The following is a 16,854-nucleotide window of genomic DNA, read 5'->3' on the forward strand; positions in this document are numbered from 1 at the left end:
GTTCATGAAAACGAATCGTTCACAAGTACCTTTTTCAAACGCACCTCACCATAGTGCAGACAAAGCGATTACCTTAGCATTCACAGGGGCATCGGGCGCACCTTATGGGCTGCGACTGCTTGAATGCTTATTAGCGGCGGATTATCAGGTTTACTTGCTCATTTCTTCTGCTGCCCGTGTGGTGATGGCGACAGAACATGGTCTAAAACTACCAAGTGGTCCAGAAGCGGCGCAAAAGGTGCTGGTGGATTATTTAAAATGTCCGGCAGACAAATTGATTGTTTGTGGCAAAGACGATTGGTTTTCACCTGTGGCTTCAGGATCCGCTGCTCCTAAACAAATGGTCGTCTGTCCATGTTCGGCAGGAAGCGTCGCAGCCATTGCTCATGGGATGTCTGATAATCTTATTGAGCGTGCTGCTGATGTGGTATTAAAAGAGCGGGGCCAGCTATTACTGGTCGTTCGAGAGTCACCATTTTCTACCCTGCATCTGGAAAACATGCTTAAGCTTTCACAGTTAGGTGTCACGATTATGCCGGCAGCTCCAGGTTTCTATCACCAACCCCAAAGTATTGATGATCTTGTGGATTTTATGGTGGCTCGTGTTTTAGATCATCTAGGTATTGAACAAGGGCTTGTTCCTCGTTGGGGGTATGACCAGAGACTATAACTCGATGGCTAATTATTAATAAAACGATTACAATTCATCCGCAACTCATCGGGGAGCCATTCATAAAATGAATCGTGCTGAGATCGGTTTTTATACCGGGACCCGTGTACCTGAACCAGATAATGCTGGCGTAGGAATTGAGTTACGTTCTTCATTGCCAATTCTTGCAATAAGACACGCCTCAAGCCTATGCCGCTCAAATATGGAGAGAGCGAGCAGTGAAAACCACTCTTAGCACGTTGGCTATGGCCTCATTGGCCTCATTTAGCGCATTCGCCGCAAATAACACTTTAACAGTTTATACCTACGATTCTTTTGCTGCTGATTGGGGCCCTGGGCCGAAAGTAGAAAAGGCATTTGAAGCACAATGTGGTGGCTGTGATATCAACTTTGTCGCTTTAGATGACGGTGTATCAATCCTAAATAGATTACGTCTTGAGGGCAGCAACAGCAAAGCTGATGTGGTATTAGGCCTAGACAACAATTTGATGGATGAAGCAAAGAAAACGGGGCTACTCGTTGAACATCAAGTCGATACCTCTAAAATAGCGTTACCAAATGGATGGCAAGATAAAACTTTTGTTCCTTATGACTTTGGCTACTTCGCATTTGTTTACAATAAAGAAAAACTGACTAATCCACCGAAAAGCTTAAAAGAGCTGGTTGAATCTCGTGATGATCTTAAAGTCATTTATCAAGACCCTCGTACATCAACACCAGGGCAAGGATTAATGCTTTGGATGAAGTCGGTATATGGCGATAATGCCGCTCAAGCGTGGAAACAGTTGGCGACGAAAACGGTGACGGTAACCAAAGGTTGGTCAGAAGCGTATTCAATGTTCCTTGAGGGAGAGTCAGATCTTGTTTTGTCTTACACGACTTCACCTGCGTACCATTTGATTGCCGAAAATGACGCTAAATATGTAGCGGCAGATTTTACTGAAGGGCATTACATGCAAGTTGAGGTTGCCGCTAAGGTTAAAGGCACTCAAAATGAAAAGCTGGCTGATGAGTTTATGAATTTTATTTTAAGTGATGAGTTCCAGTCAGCGATGCCTACAGGAAATTGGATGTATCCAGTGACCGATATTACATTACCGGCAGGATTTGAATCATTAACGATTCCTGCTCAAGGTTTAAGTTTTAGCTCACAAGAAGTGGCTGAAAATCGCAGAACATGGATTCGTGAGTGGCAAAACGCACTAACATTCTAAGGGTTACTCTTGCGTCGTACTCCTAAAATAGGCATTTTGGTCGCGATTATTATCGCGACCTTTGTTGTTTTTTCTCTTGGCTCTCTTCTTGTCTATTCACCGTCACTGAATGTTTTGCAAGTATGGCAAGATCCCTATTATCGACATGTCACTAAGTTTAGTTTCTATCAATCTTTCTTATCGACCTTACTGAGTGTTGGGCTCGCCTTACCGGTTGCCCATGCATTGTCTCGACGTGATTTTTTTGGCAAGTCACTACTACTGAAATTATTTGCGACAACCTTAGTATTACCCGTTCTGGTCGGCGTTTTTGGTTTATTGGCTATTTATGGTAATAGCGGATTGCTAGCGACCGTATTTGCTTGGTTTGATAGCCGACTGCCATTTTCTATCTATGGATTGAACGGCATCCTCCTTGCCCATGTTTTTTTCAATTTGCCCTATGCGGCCAGACTATTACTTCAAGCTCTTGATACGATTCCAGCAGAACAACATAAGCTATGTGCTCATTTAGGTATGAATACGTGGCAAAAGTTTAAATGGGTTGAATGGCCAAGGTTAAGGCAACAGCTTCCGCATGTTAGCGGTTTGGTTTTCATGCTCTGTTTCACTAGTTTTGCCGCTGTTATGGCGCTAGGGGGCGGACCTAAATCAACCACTATTGAGCTTGCTATATATCAAGCAATTAAGTTTGAATTTGATCTTCAAACGGGGGCACTGCTGGGTATTTGGCAAATGTGTCTGTGTGGTTTTATGGCATTTTCAATCCAACGCTTATCACAGCCACTGCCTGTTACTACGGGTAGCCAAGCTGGTAAAATGACGTATGAAAAAATAGGTTGGGGAGACAATGCTTGGGATGCTATTTGGATTGGTTTGCCATGCCTGTTAGTCTTACCACCGTTATTTATGGTGGTTTTAAGTGGCTTAAATAAGCAACTTTTTGTGGTATTTGGTGACGAACGATTTTGGCTCGCGTTTTGGTCTTCGATTAAAGTCGCGGGTTTAGCGAGTAGTATTGCATTACTTTCTGGAATAGCGATATTACTCACAAGCCGTCGTTTGCGATTGAATGCGCAAGAAAAACGGGCCGATTATGTTGAGTTGATAGGAACCATAATATTAGTCACCCCCGGTTTGGTGATTTCCACTGGGCTATTCCTATTACTGCGTGCGGTGACCGATGCGTATAGCTTAGCTTTCGTGGTGGTTGTATTGGTCAATGCGTTAATGGGATTACCTTATGTCATCAAAACCCTCTCGCAGCCTATGCTCCATGTAGAGCAACAATATCAATATGTTTGTGCGAGCCTAGGAATGCAAGGATGGCAACGATTTAAAGTGGTGGAGTGGCGAGCGTTGAAAAGACCAATGGCTCATGCATTTGCCATAAGCTTTATGTTGGCGATTGGTGACTTAAGTGCCATCGCATTGTTTGGCAGCCAAGACTTTAGAACATTACCGCTGTATCTATTCCAGCTATTGGGTAGTTATCAGATGGAGGCAGCTGCGGTCGTGTCTGTCGTATTATTAATACTCAGCGTCGGTTGCTTTACGTTAGTTGAGTTTGTTTTTAAAGCTAATAGTAAGGTGAAATATGCTAACGGTTGATCAGGTTCATTACTATTACCATCAAGAATTGTTTAATTTTGATGTCACGATAGCAGAAGGTTCGATTACTGCACTAATGGGACCTAGTGGAGCAGGGAAATCGACGTTACTGGCGTTGATTGCCGGATTTATTGAACCCGTTCACGGTGATATTTGCTTTAACTCATCATCAGTTCTCGGCCAAGCGCCACATCAGAGACCTTTTACGATTTTGTTTCAAGACCATAATCTATTTGCTCATTTGACGGTACGTGAAAATATTGGATTAGGATTACACCCAGGGTTAAAGCTATCTCAAGCTCAGAAAGAGTTGGTTGAACAAGCCGCGCAGCAAGTTGGAGTTGAGGCATACTTAGATCGTTTGCCGGAACAGCTTTCTGGAGGGCAGCGGCAACGAGTCGCATTGGCTCGTTGTTTTGTCCAGCCTCACCCTATTTGGTTGCTTGATGAACCTTTTTCAGCGTTAGATCCTATTCTTCGAGAAGAAATGTTGGCTCTGGTGAAGCAGCTGGCAACTGAACGTAATCGTACGATTGTGATGGTGACGCATCATATTAGTGACGCAAAAGCGATTGCTTCTGATTTTGTCTTTGTTGCTGATGGCGTTGTTGCTGTTACCGGTAAAATAAATACGTTATCGGTAAATCATCAACATTCGACACTGTCTGAGTTTGTGCGCGCAGGGGATTCAAATTGATAAGAAAAAGGCTTGGTGATTTACCAAGCCTTTTTAAATTAAAACTTAATTGAGCCAAACGTTTGATCAAAGATCTTTGTCGTTCAATTCTTTTAGAACTTGGAAAATTTCGCGAGAAGACTTTGGTGGCTTGCTTGCGGCTTTTTCTTTGTTAGCTTGACGAGCAAGCTGACGTAAACGCTGACGGTCAATCGTTGGGTATAAGTCGACAGCATCAGCAATCGCTTTATCACCCTCTGCAATGATACGGTCACGCAGAGTTTCAAGTTTGTGTAGAACCGCTGTGTTCTGTGAGTGCTTGTTACGGATTTTATCCAGTGCCGCTTGAATCGGTTCTGGATCTTCCTGACGCATCAGTTTACCAATAAACTGCATTTGGCGACGGCGAGCTTCGTTCTTAAAACGTTGCGCATCTTTAATCGCATCAAGCAAATCTTCACTAATTGGGAATTTTGCTAATACAGCTGGTTTTAAGCTGATTAGTTCTTCACCCAATTTTTGTAACGCGTCCATGTCGTTCTTCAGTTCGGTCTTACTAACCCAAATGATCTCTTCTTCTGGTTCCCATGGCGCTTTCTGGTTTTTGCGAGCCATCTTATTTATCCTAATTTCGACTTCTATTTCTCTATTTTAACAAGATTCTTGGGGAGAAAGCGAAATTCTTGTTATTCTAAATACATTCATAGTGAAAAGTTTATTGAGATATGGACGTAAGAGAGCAAGTTACTCAACAAAGAGCGGAGCTTGAAGCGGCTGTTGCTAAGGCATTAGACATGGCAGCGGCACATTCGGATGCGGCTGAAGTCGCTATCACGAAGAGCACCGGTTTGAGCGTATCAACACATATGTGTGACGTGGAAAACGTAGAATTCAATAGTGATGGTGCTCTTGGTATCACCGTATATCGAGGTCAGCGTAAAGGGAGTGCCTCAACGTCAGATCTTAGTGAAAAGGCGATTCAGCAAACGGTAATGGCTGCATTAGATATCGCCCAATATACCTCTGAAGACCCTTTTGCAGGTCCTGCGCCTAAAGAATTTATGGTGAAAGAGATCCCTGATTTGGATCTGTTCCACCCTGATACCCCTGATCCTGATTATGCCGCACAGATTGCTATTGCCGCTGAGCAAAAAGCACTTTCCTATAGCGACAGAATTAAACAAAGTGATGGTGCCAGTTATGACAGCCATTATGGAGTTAAGGTGTATGGCAATAGTCATGGCTTGTTGGCGAGCTACGCATCTAGCCGTCATAGTGTGAGTTGCTGTGTGATCGGTGAGGGACTAAATGGCGAGATGGAGCGTGACTACAGTTATACCGTTGCGCGTCATAAAGATGATTTATGGTCTCCTGAACGAGTTGGATTAGAAGCCGCAGAAAAAACCATCAGTCGCTTGGATGCGCGAAAATTGAAAACTGGAAAATATCCGGTGATGTTTGCTGCTGATGTGGCTACTGGTTTGCTTGGGCATTTAGTTATGGCGATCAGCGGTGGCAATCTTTATCGCAAATCATCATTTTTACTTGATCATCTAGGACAGCAAATTTTACCTGAATGGTTTAATGTTTCTGAGCGTCCACATATTTTACGTGGCTTAGCATCAAGCCCATTTGATAGCGAAGGTGTTGCGACGAAAGACACCGAAATTATCACTGATGGTATTTTAGCAACTTACTTAATGACAAGTTATGCTGCTCGTAAAATGAATATGACCCCAACAGGACATGCGGGTGGTATTCACAATTGGTTTGTTAACTCAACAGGTCAAGATTTCACGCAAATGTTGAAAGGTCTGGGTACAGGTCTGTTAGTGACTGAAGTGATGGGTCAAGGCGTGAATGTGGTTACTGGTGATTATTCACGTGGCGCTTCAGGTTTTTGGGTTGAAAACGGAGTGATCCAATATCCGGTTTCTGAAATTACGATTGCGGGCAATTTAAAAGATATGTTCCGTCAAATTGTCGCTGTTGGTAATGACGTTGAAACACGCTCGCAAATTCAAACGGGTTCTATTCTGATTGAAGCGATGAAAGTCGCGGGTGAGTAGTAGAGTAGATCGGTTTATTATGATCTAGATTCATCGTTATCAGTGTTAATAGCAATGAAATGATAAAAAGGTTGGCTTGAAGCCAACCTTTTTTGTGTTGGTTGTCGCGTGATCAACGAATCAATATTCAAATAGGTCTTGATGTAGTTTTTGAATCGCTAATTTAGAGACTGACTCATGTAATAAAAAACATAGGTTATGTGGACTTGCACCGTAGCAGATCATGCGTAAGTTGAAGTCTTCTAATGTACTAAAAACTTGTTTGGCATAACCTTTACTTTCACTCATATTGTTGCCGATCAGAGCGACAAGACAGAGATTATGTTCAATTTCTACGGTACACAACTTTTCTAGTTCAAGGCGAGCTTGTTCTGGAAGTTGTGGCGCGCCACCAGAGGTATCAGTTTGATCTAAGGTTAGTGAGACGCTCACTTCTGAGGTCGTAATCAAATCGACGGACACTTTATGTTTGGCTAAAACTTCAAAGACTTTGGCTAGAAATCCGTAAGCATGAAACATCTCAACACTGCGTAATGTCACCATGGTTTGATTGCAGCGAAGCGCAAGAGCTCGAAATAGTGGTGAACTTTCAACTTGGTGTCGAATCCACGTTCCTCCTTTTTCTGGCTCTTTTGATGATCCGACGAATACTGGGATATCGTGGCGCAATGCTGGAACTAAGGTTGATGGGTGAAGGATCTTTGCGCCAAAATTAGCCATTTCTGATGCTTCACTAAAGCTAATTTCTGAGATTGGTGTCGCTTTCGGTGCGATACGAGGATCGGTCGTATAGATCCCAGGTACATCAGTCCAGATCTCTAATCCCTCAGCTTCCACCGCTTCCGCAATGAGCGCCGCACTGTAATCACTGCCACCACGTCCAAGTGTTGTGGTGTTGCCATCTTCATCACAACCAATAAAGCCTTGGGTAACGACAACAAAATCCTGACACATTGGAATTAGATGTTGTTGTGCGAGTGATTTGATCTGGTCGAGATTTGGTTCAGCTTTACCAAATTGACTATCAGTTCTGAGGACATCACGAATATCAACGCGGGTTGCTTTGACTCCTCGCTCACGTAGTACTTGTGCAAAGATATGCGTCGACATCAACTCCCCACAAGCAACAAGGTGATCGGTGAGTTTTTTATTGGATTGAATTGAGGCTGCTTCAGCTAAATGGCTAACTGTTTCTAAAATGTGACTGACGGCAACCGATGTTTCGTTAGCATCCTCAAGTTGATTAAGGATGGCTTGGTGGATCTCATCTAGCCTTTTAAGGATTTGATCTCTTTGTGCTTGATCGGATATTCCATTGGCGAGTTCGACTAAAAAATTGGTTACGCCAGAACAAGCACTGCTGACAACTAATCTGGTATTGGGATTGTTTTCTATGATATCGGCACAGCGACTCATCGCTTCAAAATTAGCGACACTAGTCCCACCAAACTTGGCGACATTGAAAAGACTCACAATGTTTCTCCTACGACTTCCTAAGTAAAAATTACAGTTGGTAATCCAACATCCATTGTTTTTGTTTGTAGAGTAGACAAACGATAAGAGGAGATATATGAGCGAGATTAGAGGTTATGTTATAGATATGGTGACCTCAGAAGCTCATCATCAGGTAGCACTGATGACAGTTGATGGGAATCAACCCATGTCAACCGACAGATAAAATCCTGCAACTTTCATCCATCTCGGCACTGCTCCCCCTGAATGTTATGTATAGGAATTGCGGTTCCACAAAACATCTACCTGGGCAGTGCACCTCTTCTGCAAAAATGCTCAATCATTGAACGTTGTTATGTGAATGTTGTCAATAAAAATTAACAAACTGGTGACAGATGCGTGATCGCTAGACTTAGGGATAATTGTCGAGCTCGGTGAATTCGACTAAGGTGGTGTATTGCCGCTTTGCCTTAAGGAGAAATTATGACGATTCAAAGCTTTATTCCACCACGCCGTATATTAATGGGCCCAGGGCCTTCTGATATTTCACCACAAGTTTTGCAAGCATTAAGCCGTCCGACAGTTGGCCACTTAGACCCATTATTTATCTCAATGATGGATGAGCTAAAACAACTGCTTAAATACGCTTTCCAAACAGAAAATGAATTTACTATCGCTGTCTCCGCGCCGGGTAGTGCGGGAATGGAAGCTTGCTTCGTTAATTTAGTTGAACCGGGCGATAAAGTGATTGTTTGTCGCAATGGTGTTTTTGGCGAGCGCATGCGTGAAAATGTCATCCGTGCTGGTGGCGTTGCAGTATTGGTTGATGATGAGTGGGGAAAACCGGTCTCAACTGCCAAAGTAGAGCAAGCCATCAAGGAAAACCCAGATGCAAAAATTCTAGCTTTTGTTCATGCTGAAACGTCAACAGGAGCATTGTCTGATGCCCAAGCGTTAGGTCAATTAGCAAAACAACACGGTATGCTTACAATCGTAGATGCAGTGACCTCTTTAGGTGGCGTACCATTGAAAGTCGATGAGTGGCAGCTAGATGCGGTCTATGCTGGTAGCCAGAAGTGTCTTTCATGTGTACCGGGTTTAGCTCCTGTTACCTTTTCACCGAGTGCAATTGAAAAGATTCAAGCGCGAACCACACCTATTCAAAGTTGGTTCTTGGATCAGAGCCTTGTCCTAGGTTACTGGAGCGGTGAGGGGAAACGCAGTTATCACCATACAGCCCCTGTAAATAGCTTGTATGCACTACATGAATCACTCGTGCTTCTACAAAATGAAGGGTTGGAAAATGCCTGGCAACGACATCAACGTATGCATGAGAAGTTACGTGATGGACTAGAAAAGTTAGGCTTCGAGTTTGTGGTTGAAATGCCTTATCGCCTACCACAACTCAATGCAATCTACATTCCACAGGGAATAGATGAAGCGCAAGTTAGGGCTCACTTACTTGAAACGTATAATTTAGAAATTGGTGCAGGCTTAGGTGTTTTAGCAGGAAAGACTTGGCGTATTGGCCTTATGGGTTACGGGGCTCGTGCGGAAAATGTTTCCTTGTGTCTAAAAGCTCTTGAAGACGCATTTGTTTAATTAGCGTTACAAATTCAATGTGTATTCAATATAAATAAGGGCGAATTATTTCGCCCTTATTCGTCTCTATCGACTTAAATCGGTTACTAAATTACTTAGCCCCACTTGCTATGTTTTCAATGGAAGCTGAAGCAGCACTCGGTTTTAAATTACTCGGTTTTACATATTGAATCTTAGAAAAATCAGTAGCAGGAAATAAGTACTGCGCTTCTGTTCGGATTTGCTCCGCTCGCACTGAATCGTCAATAGCTTGATAAGCAATGATCAGGTGCTGATAAAAAGCTGGCCGAGGTTTAGTCTGTATAATCTCTTTCGCCCATTCAATATATGGGGTAATAAGCGCCTTATCTTGCTGTACTAACCCAATATTGAGGTAAGTACTGTAAATATCCCAGTTATACCTATCTTCCCAAACCAGAGGATTTGAGACCTCTTCTAAAATTTCCGGATTCGGTGGAGAACTACGTTCAAATTGATGCAATATGTAATTGGTATGGAGTGAGCTCACCATATAGAAAGTGGTCACTATAGGGATCACTAAGCTCAACACTCGCAGTAATGTTTTGGAAATAATGGAAAAAGAGACGCTACGATACGAGTTGGAGCGTTGATCAACCCAATAGATCAAAATAATAAATATGAGCCAATGAATTGCGGAGTGATAAAACGGATACTCTAATTGGCTATGAATGACGATAGGGACAAACAGAGCAAACATGGCCATTCGTGTGCCGGGTTTAATTTGATAAATACGAAACAACACGATACCAGCCGCAAGAAAAATTCCGAGAAGTGGAATGATCCCACCCTCTACACCCCAATAGAGCAATTCATTATGCGGATGATCCATCGCAGGTAAGCCCGCTGGATAGTTATCATTAAGAGAGTGCTGACGAGCTGTATATAAAATGTATTCAGGCTCGAATCGACCGTAGCCATAACCAGTAAATGGTTTTTCTACAAACATATCTAGGGTTTGTGGGAAAGTGTAACTACGAGGGCTTTCTAAATTTGCACGCGACTCGGCAAGCATTGACTGATTGAACATCCATGATGGTGCTAAGCCAATAAGAACGCCGACAGCGACAGAGCCAAACCAACCAATAAATCGTTTTTTGCTCGCGAAGCTATATAGGTATGGGAGTAATAATAACGTTGAAATACTAGCAGCCAGCCAACCAGTTCTTGATGCAAGAAAAATCAGCAGTGGTATGGTCGCTATTGGAGTGAAGTACAAAAATAGAATACTACTTAGTTTTCTATGATATTTGATGGGTTGGCGAGCGAGTAAATATCCAGATATAGCAAGCCCTGTAGCAAGAAAACTCGCCATTACATTTGGTTGCTGGAATATGCCATAAGGACGATTGGCTACTGTATCGTAACCTAAGCTGTTTCCCGGTTGGAGTAAGAAGTATTGAACTAAACCGTAAGCAGATTGAATCCAAACAGCAATGACGATAAACCATAGCAAGCGTTGCTTTTGCTTATTGCTAAAACGAAATTGCTGTAATGAGACAAACAGAGCAAATCCAGCCCATAAACCAATAAGGCGGTTTATGGCTAAATATCCACCGGAATTAGGGTATGCCATGGGTACGGTAAGTAGTAGACAGCTAAGAAATAAAAAAATGGTGAGCTTGTTATAACGAAGCTGCCCATTGGTGCCTAGCTGGTAGAAGCCAAGGGCTAGGGCAATGCTGAAACCAATCCATGTCGTAGCATTGAAAGATAAAGCCAGCCCTGAACCACCCGGGTTCGGCATAAAAATGTGCATGGCAAAGATAAAGGTCGCACCAAGAGCCAACAGCATCGGTTTGATTAGTGGTAAACGAGGAAGTTGTGGTTGCAATTGTGTGCCAGCAACATGAATAGTAGCCATAGTACTCACTGTATTCGAAAGCCAATCATTGTTACTCACACTGATTGGCTTTGTTTATGGTTTTCGCTATTTTAACATAGGTTTAAGAAAACGAGCGGTATGAGAACCTTTCACTTTTACTACTTCTTCAGGAGTTCCCGCAGCGATAATATCACCACCACCTTGTCCACCTTCAGGACCTAAATCGATAATCCAATCGGCAGTCTTTATTACATCGAGGTTGTGCTCAATGACCACGACAGTATTACCATGATCTCTCAGTCGGTGTAAGACGGTTAATAGCTGTTGGATATCATGGAAATGTAACCCAGTTGTTGGCTCATCTAAGATATACAATGTTTTGCCCGTATCTCTTTTAGAAAGCTCTCGAGCCAGTTTCACGCGCTGAGCTTCCCCTCCCGATAACGTCGTTGCCGCTTGACCTAGTCTAATGTACGACAAGCCAACATCCATTAATGTTTGTAATTTTCGAGCAATTACTGGAACTGGGTCAAAAAAGCTACGTGCATCTTCTACCGTCATTTCCAAGACTTCATCAATGGTTTTTCCCTTGTATCGAACTTCGAGGGTTTCGCGGTTGTAGCGTTTACCCTTACAAATATCACAAGGAACATAGACATCAGGTAAGAAGTGCATCTCTACCTTTATTACCCCATCCCCTTGGCATGCTTCACAGCGTCCACCTCGAACATTAAAGCTGAAGCGTCCCGGTTTATAACCACGAGAGCGAGACTCTTGAGTTCCAGAGAAAAGCTCACGGATTGGGGTGAAAATTCCAGTGTATGTCGCAGGGTTAGATCGTGGCGTACGACCAATCGGGCTTTGATCAATATCGATCACTTTATCAAAATGCTCGAGCCCTTTAATGGCTTTAAATGGCGCCGGTGTCGCGGTTGTTGCTCCATTTAATTGAGTATGCGCGATTTTGAAAAATGTGTCGTTAATCAAGGTAGATTTACCTGACCCTGAAACCCCGGTGACACAAGTGAATAGACCGACCGGAATGGTTGCCGTCACTTCTTTGAGGTTGTTGCCTGACGCGCCAATTAACTCTACTACTTTGTTGTGATCAATCGGCGTTCGCTCTTTAGGTATCGCGATTTGCTTCGCACCACTCAAATATTGCCCAGTCAGAGAGTTAGGGTTAGCTAATATGTCAGCCATTGTCCCCTCGGCAACGATATGGCCACCGTGTACACCAGCTCCTGGGCCGATATCAATCACGTGATCGGCGATACGAATTGCATCTTCATCATGTTCAACAACAAGAACGGTATTACCCAAGTCTCGTAAATGGATCAGCGTCTTAAGTAAGCGCTCATTATCGCGTTGATGGAGGCCGATAGAGGGTTCATCCAATACGTACATAACACCGACAAGCCCAGCACCGATTTGGCTAGCAAGGCGAATTCGCTGCGCCTCACCGCCGGATAAAGTCTCTGCACTACGTGACAAGTTAAGATAATTTAGCCCGACATTGACCAAGAATTCCAAGCGGTCATTAATCTCTTTCATGACTTTTTCGGCAATTTGCGCTCGTTGACCAGAGAGGTTTAACGTTGCGAAAAAGCTCAATGCATCGGCAATACTGAGTTGGGTAATCTCAGGTAGCGTGGTGTCATCGATAAATACATTACGTGCTTCTAAACGTAGACGGCTACCGTTGCAGCTACTACAACATTTAGTTGCGATATATTTAGAGAGATCTTCTCGAACCGAGTTGGACTCCGTATCACGATAACGGCGCTCGAGAGTATTAAGGATCCCCTCAAACGGGTGTCGTTTTACGCGAATATCGCCACGGTCATTGACATATTTAAACTCAATTTCGGTGCGTCCTGATCCGGTTAAAATGATATCGCGGATTTTTTTAGGCAAAGAGGAAAATGGAGTCTGTAAATCAAAATCGTAATGCTCAGACAGCGATGTCAGCATTTGGAAATAATAATAGTTTTTCTGATCCCAACCACGGATAGCTCCTTGAGCTAAACTTAGTTGCTCATCTTGTATGACTCGGCTTGGATCAAAGTATTGTTGAACACCAAGGCCGTCACAAGTCCCACATGCGCCTGCAGGGTTGTTGAATGAAAATAGTCTTGGTTCTAGCTCTTGCATACTGTAGCCACAGTGTGGGCAGGCAAAATTAGCAGAAAAGACAATTTCGTCACCGTCTTCGTCCATCGGTGCAATGACAACAATGCCACCAGATAACTCGAGGGCCGTTTCAAATGATTCAGCTAAACGTTGTTGAAGATCTTGGCGAACTTTAAATCGGTCTACGACCACTTCAATGGTGTGTTTTTTATGAAGTTCAAGAGGTGGTGGATCGGTAAGATCGCAGGTTTCGCCATCTATTCGGGCACGAATAAAACCTTGTGCAGCTAAGTTTTCTAGCGTTTTAACATGCTCACCTTTTCGTTCTTTCACGATAGGTGCAAGCAACATCATTTTTGAACCATCCGGAAGTTCAAGAACTTTATCCACCATTTGAGAAACGGTTTGAGCAGCCAGTGGTACTTTGTGGTCTGGGCAGCGAGGTTCACCGACACGAGCGTACAGCAGTCTCAAGTAATCGTAGACCTCTGTAATAGTTCCCACTGTTGATCTTGGGTTATGCGATGTCGATTTTTGCTCGATAGAGATCGCTGGAGAAAGTCCTTCGATGTGGTCTACATCCGGCTTTTCCATTAACGAAAGGAATTGGCGAGCATAGGCAGACAGAGACTCGACATAACGTCGTTGGCCCTCTGCATAGAGGGTATCGAATGCGAGGGATGATTTACCTGACCCTGATAAGCCGGTGATTACAATGAGCTTATCACGCGGTATTGTGACGTTGATGTTTTTTAAATTGTGGGTACGGGCGCCGCGTACTTCGATCTTATCCATCGTAATGACTCTACTCTACAAACAGAACACACAAGAAATTGTTGCTAGAAAACGGCAACAATAAGAAAAACAAGTATTACATAGTGTGAGGATTGTTCAAAGGTTTACTGGATAAAAAAACAGTAATATTAGTGACCGAAGATGGATAGAAAGGAGTAAGAGATCTTGAACGTTATGAATAAAAAAGCAGCGAACCGTCGCTGCTTTTGATCAGGGAAAATAATAAAAAATCGCTATTTTCGAATTAGACGTCTTCGCGTTGGGTCGCTTTTTTGCCTAGCTCTGATTTTTTGCTGTCTTTTAAATATAGATTTTCGAAGCAGTAGTTAGTTGCTTCAATGTAACCCTCAACGCTACCACAATCGAAACGTTGACCTTTAAATTTATAAGCAAGAACACAGCCAGCTTTAGCTTGTTGTAGCAGCGCATCAGTAATTTGAATTTCGCCACCTTTACCCGGTTCGGTATTTTCAATGATTTCGAAAATATCAGGGGTCAAGATATAACGACCGATGATCGCAAGGTTACTTGGTGCTGTACCCGGCTCTGGTTTTTCAACCATGTCATCAACGCGGAAGATATCATCTTTGATCATTTCACCAGAGATAACACCATATTTATGGGTTTCATCTTCCGGTACTTCTTGAACCGCAACAATAGAACAACGGAATTGCTTAAATAGCGTGACCATTTGAGCTAATACGCCTTCTTGCTCATTGACGCATAAGTCATCAGCCAAAACGACGGCAAATGGTTCATCACCAATCAATTCACGTCCAGTTAGGATCGCATGACCCAGACCTTTCATTTCACGTTGGCGTGTATAAGTAAATGTCGCTGATTCAATGATATCGCGGATGTCTACCAATAATTCTTCTTTATTAGTACCGCTGATCTGGTGCTCCAGCTCATAGTTTTTGTCAAAGTGGTCCATAATCGAGTGTTTGCCACGCCCGGTTACGATACACATGCCATCCATCCCTGCTTGGATAGCCTCTTCAACACCATACTCAATGAGTGGTTTATTTACGACTGGCATCATTTCTTTTGGCATTGATTTGGTCGCCGGAAGAAAACGAGTACCGTAGCCCGCTGCCGGGAAGAGGCATTTTTTAATCATGATAAAACCCTTTATCTTTTTTACTCAAATTTAGCTGGCGCAAAGATAGCATGTTTTCAATGAATTGAGGATTAATGCCTTAGTACACCCGAAGCTTTTTTGGATATTTAGTTACATTTGAGACACTAAGTGTTGTTTGGCCCATGCGATGGCTTGAACTCTATTTTTTACCGAGAGTTTTTTGAATATTTGATATAAGTGGGATTTCACCGTGTACTCACTAATAAACAGGTCTTCTGCAATTTGAATATTCGATGCACCTGTAGTTAAGCTTTGTAAAATATGGATTTCCCGAGTAGTGAGGTCAACGGTCGCGGGCGCTGTTTGACTATCAATAACATGACGATAATGATGTAGAAGTTGTGCGGCTACTTTTCGAGGGAGCCAGTTCTGGCTATTGATGACTTCCCCACAACCTAAGGCAATTTTTTCTGAGGGTTCATTTTTATAGAACAGTCCCTTTAAGTTGCCAAAACTTAATAACTCATCAGTTGTTAGTCGCTTGTCGACATTAAAGATGATGATTTCAAATATCTTATGAGTTAAGGGGAGGTTTCTTATCGCGTTATTAAGAGGCTGATAGTTTTGGTAGTCAACAAGCAAAATCTTATGCTTATGTTGCTGCATCGCCAACATGAGTTCACCAGGTTCAATCTTGGGAATGGGTAGAGCTAATGTTTTTTCTATCCGTTCAACTTCAGGGTAGCGCGCTGTCTTATCGGCACACAGGAAGTAAATTGTTCTTGCATAGATATTTTTAGCCATACTCATTCTCACTTATTGTGTTGGATGGTTCAGCCTGTCTGAAAGTTTATAAAATAACCAACGTAAAACGAGCTTTTTTCGCGTTGTTTCATATGTGAAAGTAATTTAGTTATCTGTCATCAAGAATGAGTGTTGATTTCACTCTAAATATTTTTGCTGAAAGAGGTGTGAACGTATTCTTCTTTCTTTAATCCGAGTTGTTAGATTTGAGTGGGGAATAAAGCGTGGTATCCTTACTATTGGTTTAATGAACTCTCAACAATCAGGACGGAGCGAAACATGGCGAGCCGTGGAGTAAACAAAGTTATTTTATTAGGCAACCTAGGGGCAGATCCTGAGGTTCGATACATGCCGAGCGGTGGTGCTGTCGCTAATATTACCGTAGCAACATCAGAAACATGGCGTGACAAAAGCACTGGTGAACAGCGCGAAAAAACTGAATGGCACCGTGTAGCATTGTTTGGCAAGCTAGCTGAAGTTGCAGGTGAGTACTTGCGTAAAGGTTCTCAAGTCTACATTGAAGGCCAATTGCAAACTCGTAAATGGCAAAACCAGCAAGGCCAAGACCAATATACAACAGAGATCGTTGTACAAGGTTTTAATGGTGTAATGCAAATGCTAGGTAGTCGTCAAGGCGGCGGTCAAGGCGCACCAATGGGTGGTCAGCCTCAACAGCAGCAACAAGGTGGATGGGGTCAACCTCAACAACCTGCGATGCAGCAACAGCAACAGCAGCCATCACATCACCAGCAACCAGCTCAACAGAATCAGCCTCAGTACAACGAGCCACCAATGGATTTTGATGACGATATCCCGTTTTAAGGTATCCATTAGTGAAAAAAGCCGCGAATTTCGCGGCTTTTTTATATAGTAAATTCAAACATTCCCGAGTTTTAAGTACTTA

Annotated in this window: 13 protein-coding genes and 2 riboswitches; of the genes, 7 read left to right on the top strand and 6 right to left on the bottom strand. The window is 43.0% G+C overall.

What is annotated here, in order from left to right; translation table 11 throughout:
• The first annotated feature begins 4 nt into the window (after window positions 1-4).
• The 4 genes from DZ860_RS12225 (at window position 5) to thiQ (ending at window position 4,192) form a co-directional block, all read left to right on the top strand.
• Window positions 5-670: a flavin prenyltransferase UbiX gene (locus DZ860_RS12225; protein ID WP_120031648.1), complete on the top strand. Its 666-nt coding sequence runs from the start codon at window positions 5-7 to the stop codon at window positions 668-670.
• A gap of 39 nt (window positions 671-709) precedes the next feature.
• A riboswitch (TPP riboswitch) is annotated at window positions 710-824 on the top strand.
• A 64-nt stretch (window positions 825-888) separates the two neighbouring features.
• Window positions 889-1,884 (top strand): thiamine ABC transporter substrate binding subunit, encoded by a 996-nt coding sequence (gene thiB / locus DZ860_RS12230; RefSeq protein WP_120031650.1) that lies wholly within the window; start codon window positions 889-891, stop codon window positions 1,882-1,884.
• Window positions 1,885-1,893: 9 nt separating this feature from the next.
• Window positions 1,894-3,495: a thiamine/thiamine pyrophosphate ABC transporter permease ThiP gene (thiP, locus tag DZ860_RS12235; protein ID WP_120031652.1), complete on the top strand. Its 1,602-nt coding sequence runs from the start codon at window positions 1,894-1,896 to the stop codon at window positions 3,493-3,495.
• Entirely contained in the window at window positions 3,482-4,192 is a 711-nt protein-coding gene (thiQ, locus tag DZ860_RS12240) for a thiamine ABC transporter ATP-binding protein (protein ID WP_120031654.1), read from the top strand. Before thiP ends, thiQ begins: the two co-directional genes overlap by 14 nt.
• Before the next feature lie 66 nt (window positions 4,193-4,258).
• Here the strand turns inward: thiQ and yjgA are convergent, their stop codons facing one another.
• Window positions 4,259-4,786 (bottom strand): ribosome biogenesis factor YjgA, encoded by a 528-nt coding sequence (gene yjgA / locus DZ860_RS12245; protein ID WP_120031656.1) that lies wholly within the window; start codon window positions 4,784-4,786, stop codon window positions 4,259-4,261.
• Window positions 4,787-4,896: 110 nt separating this feature from the next.
• On the opposite strand from yjgA, the gene pmbA reads away from it, so the two are divergent.
• On the top strand, window positions 4,897-6,240 hold the full coding sequence (pmbA, locus tag DZ860_RS12250) for a metalloprotease PmbA (RefSeq protein WP_120031658.1): 1,344 nt from the start codon (window positions 4,897-4,899) through the stop codon (window positions 6,238-6,240).
• A gap of 120 nt (window positions 6,241-6,360) precedes the next feature.
• On the opposite strand, the gene lysC is transcribed toward pmbA, so the two are convergent.
• On the bottom strand, window positions 6,361-7,713 hold the full coding sequence (lysC, locus tag DZ860_RS12255; RefSeq protein WP_120031660.1) for a lysine-sensitive aspartokinase 3: 1,353 nt from the start codon (window positions 7,711-7,713) through the stop codon (window positions 6,361-6,363).
• Window positions 7,714-7,845: 132 nt separating this feature from the next.
• Window positions 7,846-8,024: riboswitch (Lysine riboswitch) on the bottom strand.
• Window positions 8,025-8,175: 151 nt separating this feature from the next.
• Between lysC and DZ860_RS12265 the strand changes: the two genes are divergently transcribed.
• Complete coding sequence (locus DZ860_RS12265) at window positions 8,176-9,294, top strand: pyridoxal-phosphate-dependent aminotransferase family protein (RefSeq protein WP_120031662.1); 1,119 nt, start codon at window positions 8,176-8,178, stop codon at window positions 9,292-9,294.
• Window positions 9,295-9,385: 91 nt separating this feature from the next.
• Here the strand turns inward: DZ860_RS12265 and DZ860_RS12270 are convergent, their stop codons facing one another.
• The 4 genes from DZ860_RS12270 to DZ860_RS12285 all read right to left on the bottom strand — a co-directional run bounded on the left by DZ860_RS12270 (window position 9,386) and on the right by DZ860_RS12285 (window position 15,950).
• Window positions 9,386-11,176, bottom strand: coding sequence for a PglL family O-oligosaccharyltransferase (locus DZ860_RS12270; protein WP_120031664.1), 1,791 nt, complete (start codon window positions 11,174-11,176; stop codon window positions 9,386-9,388).
• Window positions 11,177-11,242: 66 nt separating this feature from the next.
• On the bottom strand, window positions 11,243-14,065 hold the full coding sequence (uvrA, locus tag DZ860_RS12275; protein WP_120031666.1) for an excinuclease ABC subunit UvrA: 2,823 nt from the start codon (window positions 14,063-14,065) through the stop codon (window positions 11,243-11,245).
• A 244-nt stretch (window positions 14,066-14,309) separates the two neighbouring features.
• Complete coding sequence (galU, locus tag DZ860_RS12280) at window positions 14,310-15,185, bottom strand: UTP--glucose-1-phosphate uridylyltransferase GalU (protein WP_120031667.1); 876 nt, start codon at window positions 15,183-15,185, stop codon at window positions 14,310-14,312.
• Window positions 15,186-15,296: 111 nt separating this feature from the next.
• Window positions 15,297-15,950 carry a LuxR C-terminal-related transcriptional regulator gene (locus DZ860_RS12285; RefSeq protein ID WP_120031669.1) on the bottom strand — a complete coding sequence of 218 codons (654 nt, stop codon included), beginning with the start codon at window positions 15,948-15,950 and terminating at the stop codon, window positions 15,297-15,299.
• 279 nt (window positions 15,951-16,229) lie between these two features.
• Between DZ860_RS12285 and DZ860_RS12290 the strand changes: the two genes are divergently transcribed.
• Window positions 16,230-16,772: a single-stranded DNA-binding protein gene (locus tag DZ860_RS12290; protein WP_120031670.1), complete on the top strand. Its 543-nt coding sequence runs from the start codon at window positions 16,230-16,232 to the stop codon at window positions 16,770-16,772.
• Window positions 16,773-16,854 lie beyond the last annotated feature (82 nt).

The organism is Vibrio sinensis, assembly GCF_003605645.1.
In the GTDB taxonomy this organism is placed as follows: Bacteria; Pseudomonadota; Gammaproteobacteria; order Enterobacterales; family Vibrionaceae; genus Vibrio; species Vibrio sinensis.

What these genes read in the sequence shown, in the direction of transcription:
- DZ860_RS12225 (WP_120031648.1), top strand. Translation starts at nt 5, where the DNA reads ATGAAAACGAATCGTTCACAAGTACCTTTTTCAAACGCACCTCACCAT.
- thiQ (WP_120031654.1), top strand. Translation starts at nt 3,482, where the DNA reads ATGCTAACGGTTGATCAGGTTCATTACTATTACCATCAAGAATTGTTT.
- yjgA (WP_120031656.1), bottom strand. Translation starts at nt 4,786, where the DNA reads ATGGCTCGCAAAAACCAGAAAGCGCCATGGGAACCAGAAGAAGAGATC.
- pmbA (WP_120031658.1), top strand. Translation starts at nt 4,897, where the DNA reads ATGGACGTAAGAGAGCAAGTTACTCAACAAAGAGCGGAGCTTGAAGCG.
- DZ860_RS12265 (WP_120031662.1), top strand. Translation starts at nt 8,176, where the DNA reads ATGACGATTCAAAGCTTTATTCCACCACGCCGTATATTAATGGGCCCA.
- DZ860_RS12270 (WP_120031664.1), bottom strand. Translation starts at nt 11,176, where the DNA reads ATGGCTACTATTCATGTTGCTGGCACACAATTGCAACCACAACTTCCT.
- uvrA (WP_120031666.1), bottom strand. Translation starts at nt 14,065, where the DNA reads ATGGATAAGATCGAAGTACGCGGCGCCCGTACCCACAATTTAAAAAAC.
- galU (WP_120031667.1), bottom strand. Translation starts at nt 15,185, where the DNA reads ATGATTAAAAAATGCCTCTTCCCGGCAGCGGGCTACGGTACTCGTTTT.
- DZ860_RS12285 (WP_120031669.1), bottom strand. Translation starts at nt 15,950, where the DNA reads ATGGCTAAAAATATCTATGCAAGAACAATTTACTTCCTGTGTGCCGAT.
- DZ860_RS12290 (WP_120031670.1), top strand. Translation starts at nt 16,230, where the DNA reads ATGGCGAGCCGTGGAGTAAACAAAGTTATTTTATTAGGCAACCTAGGG.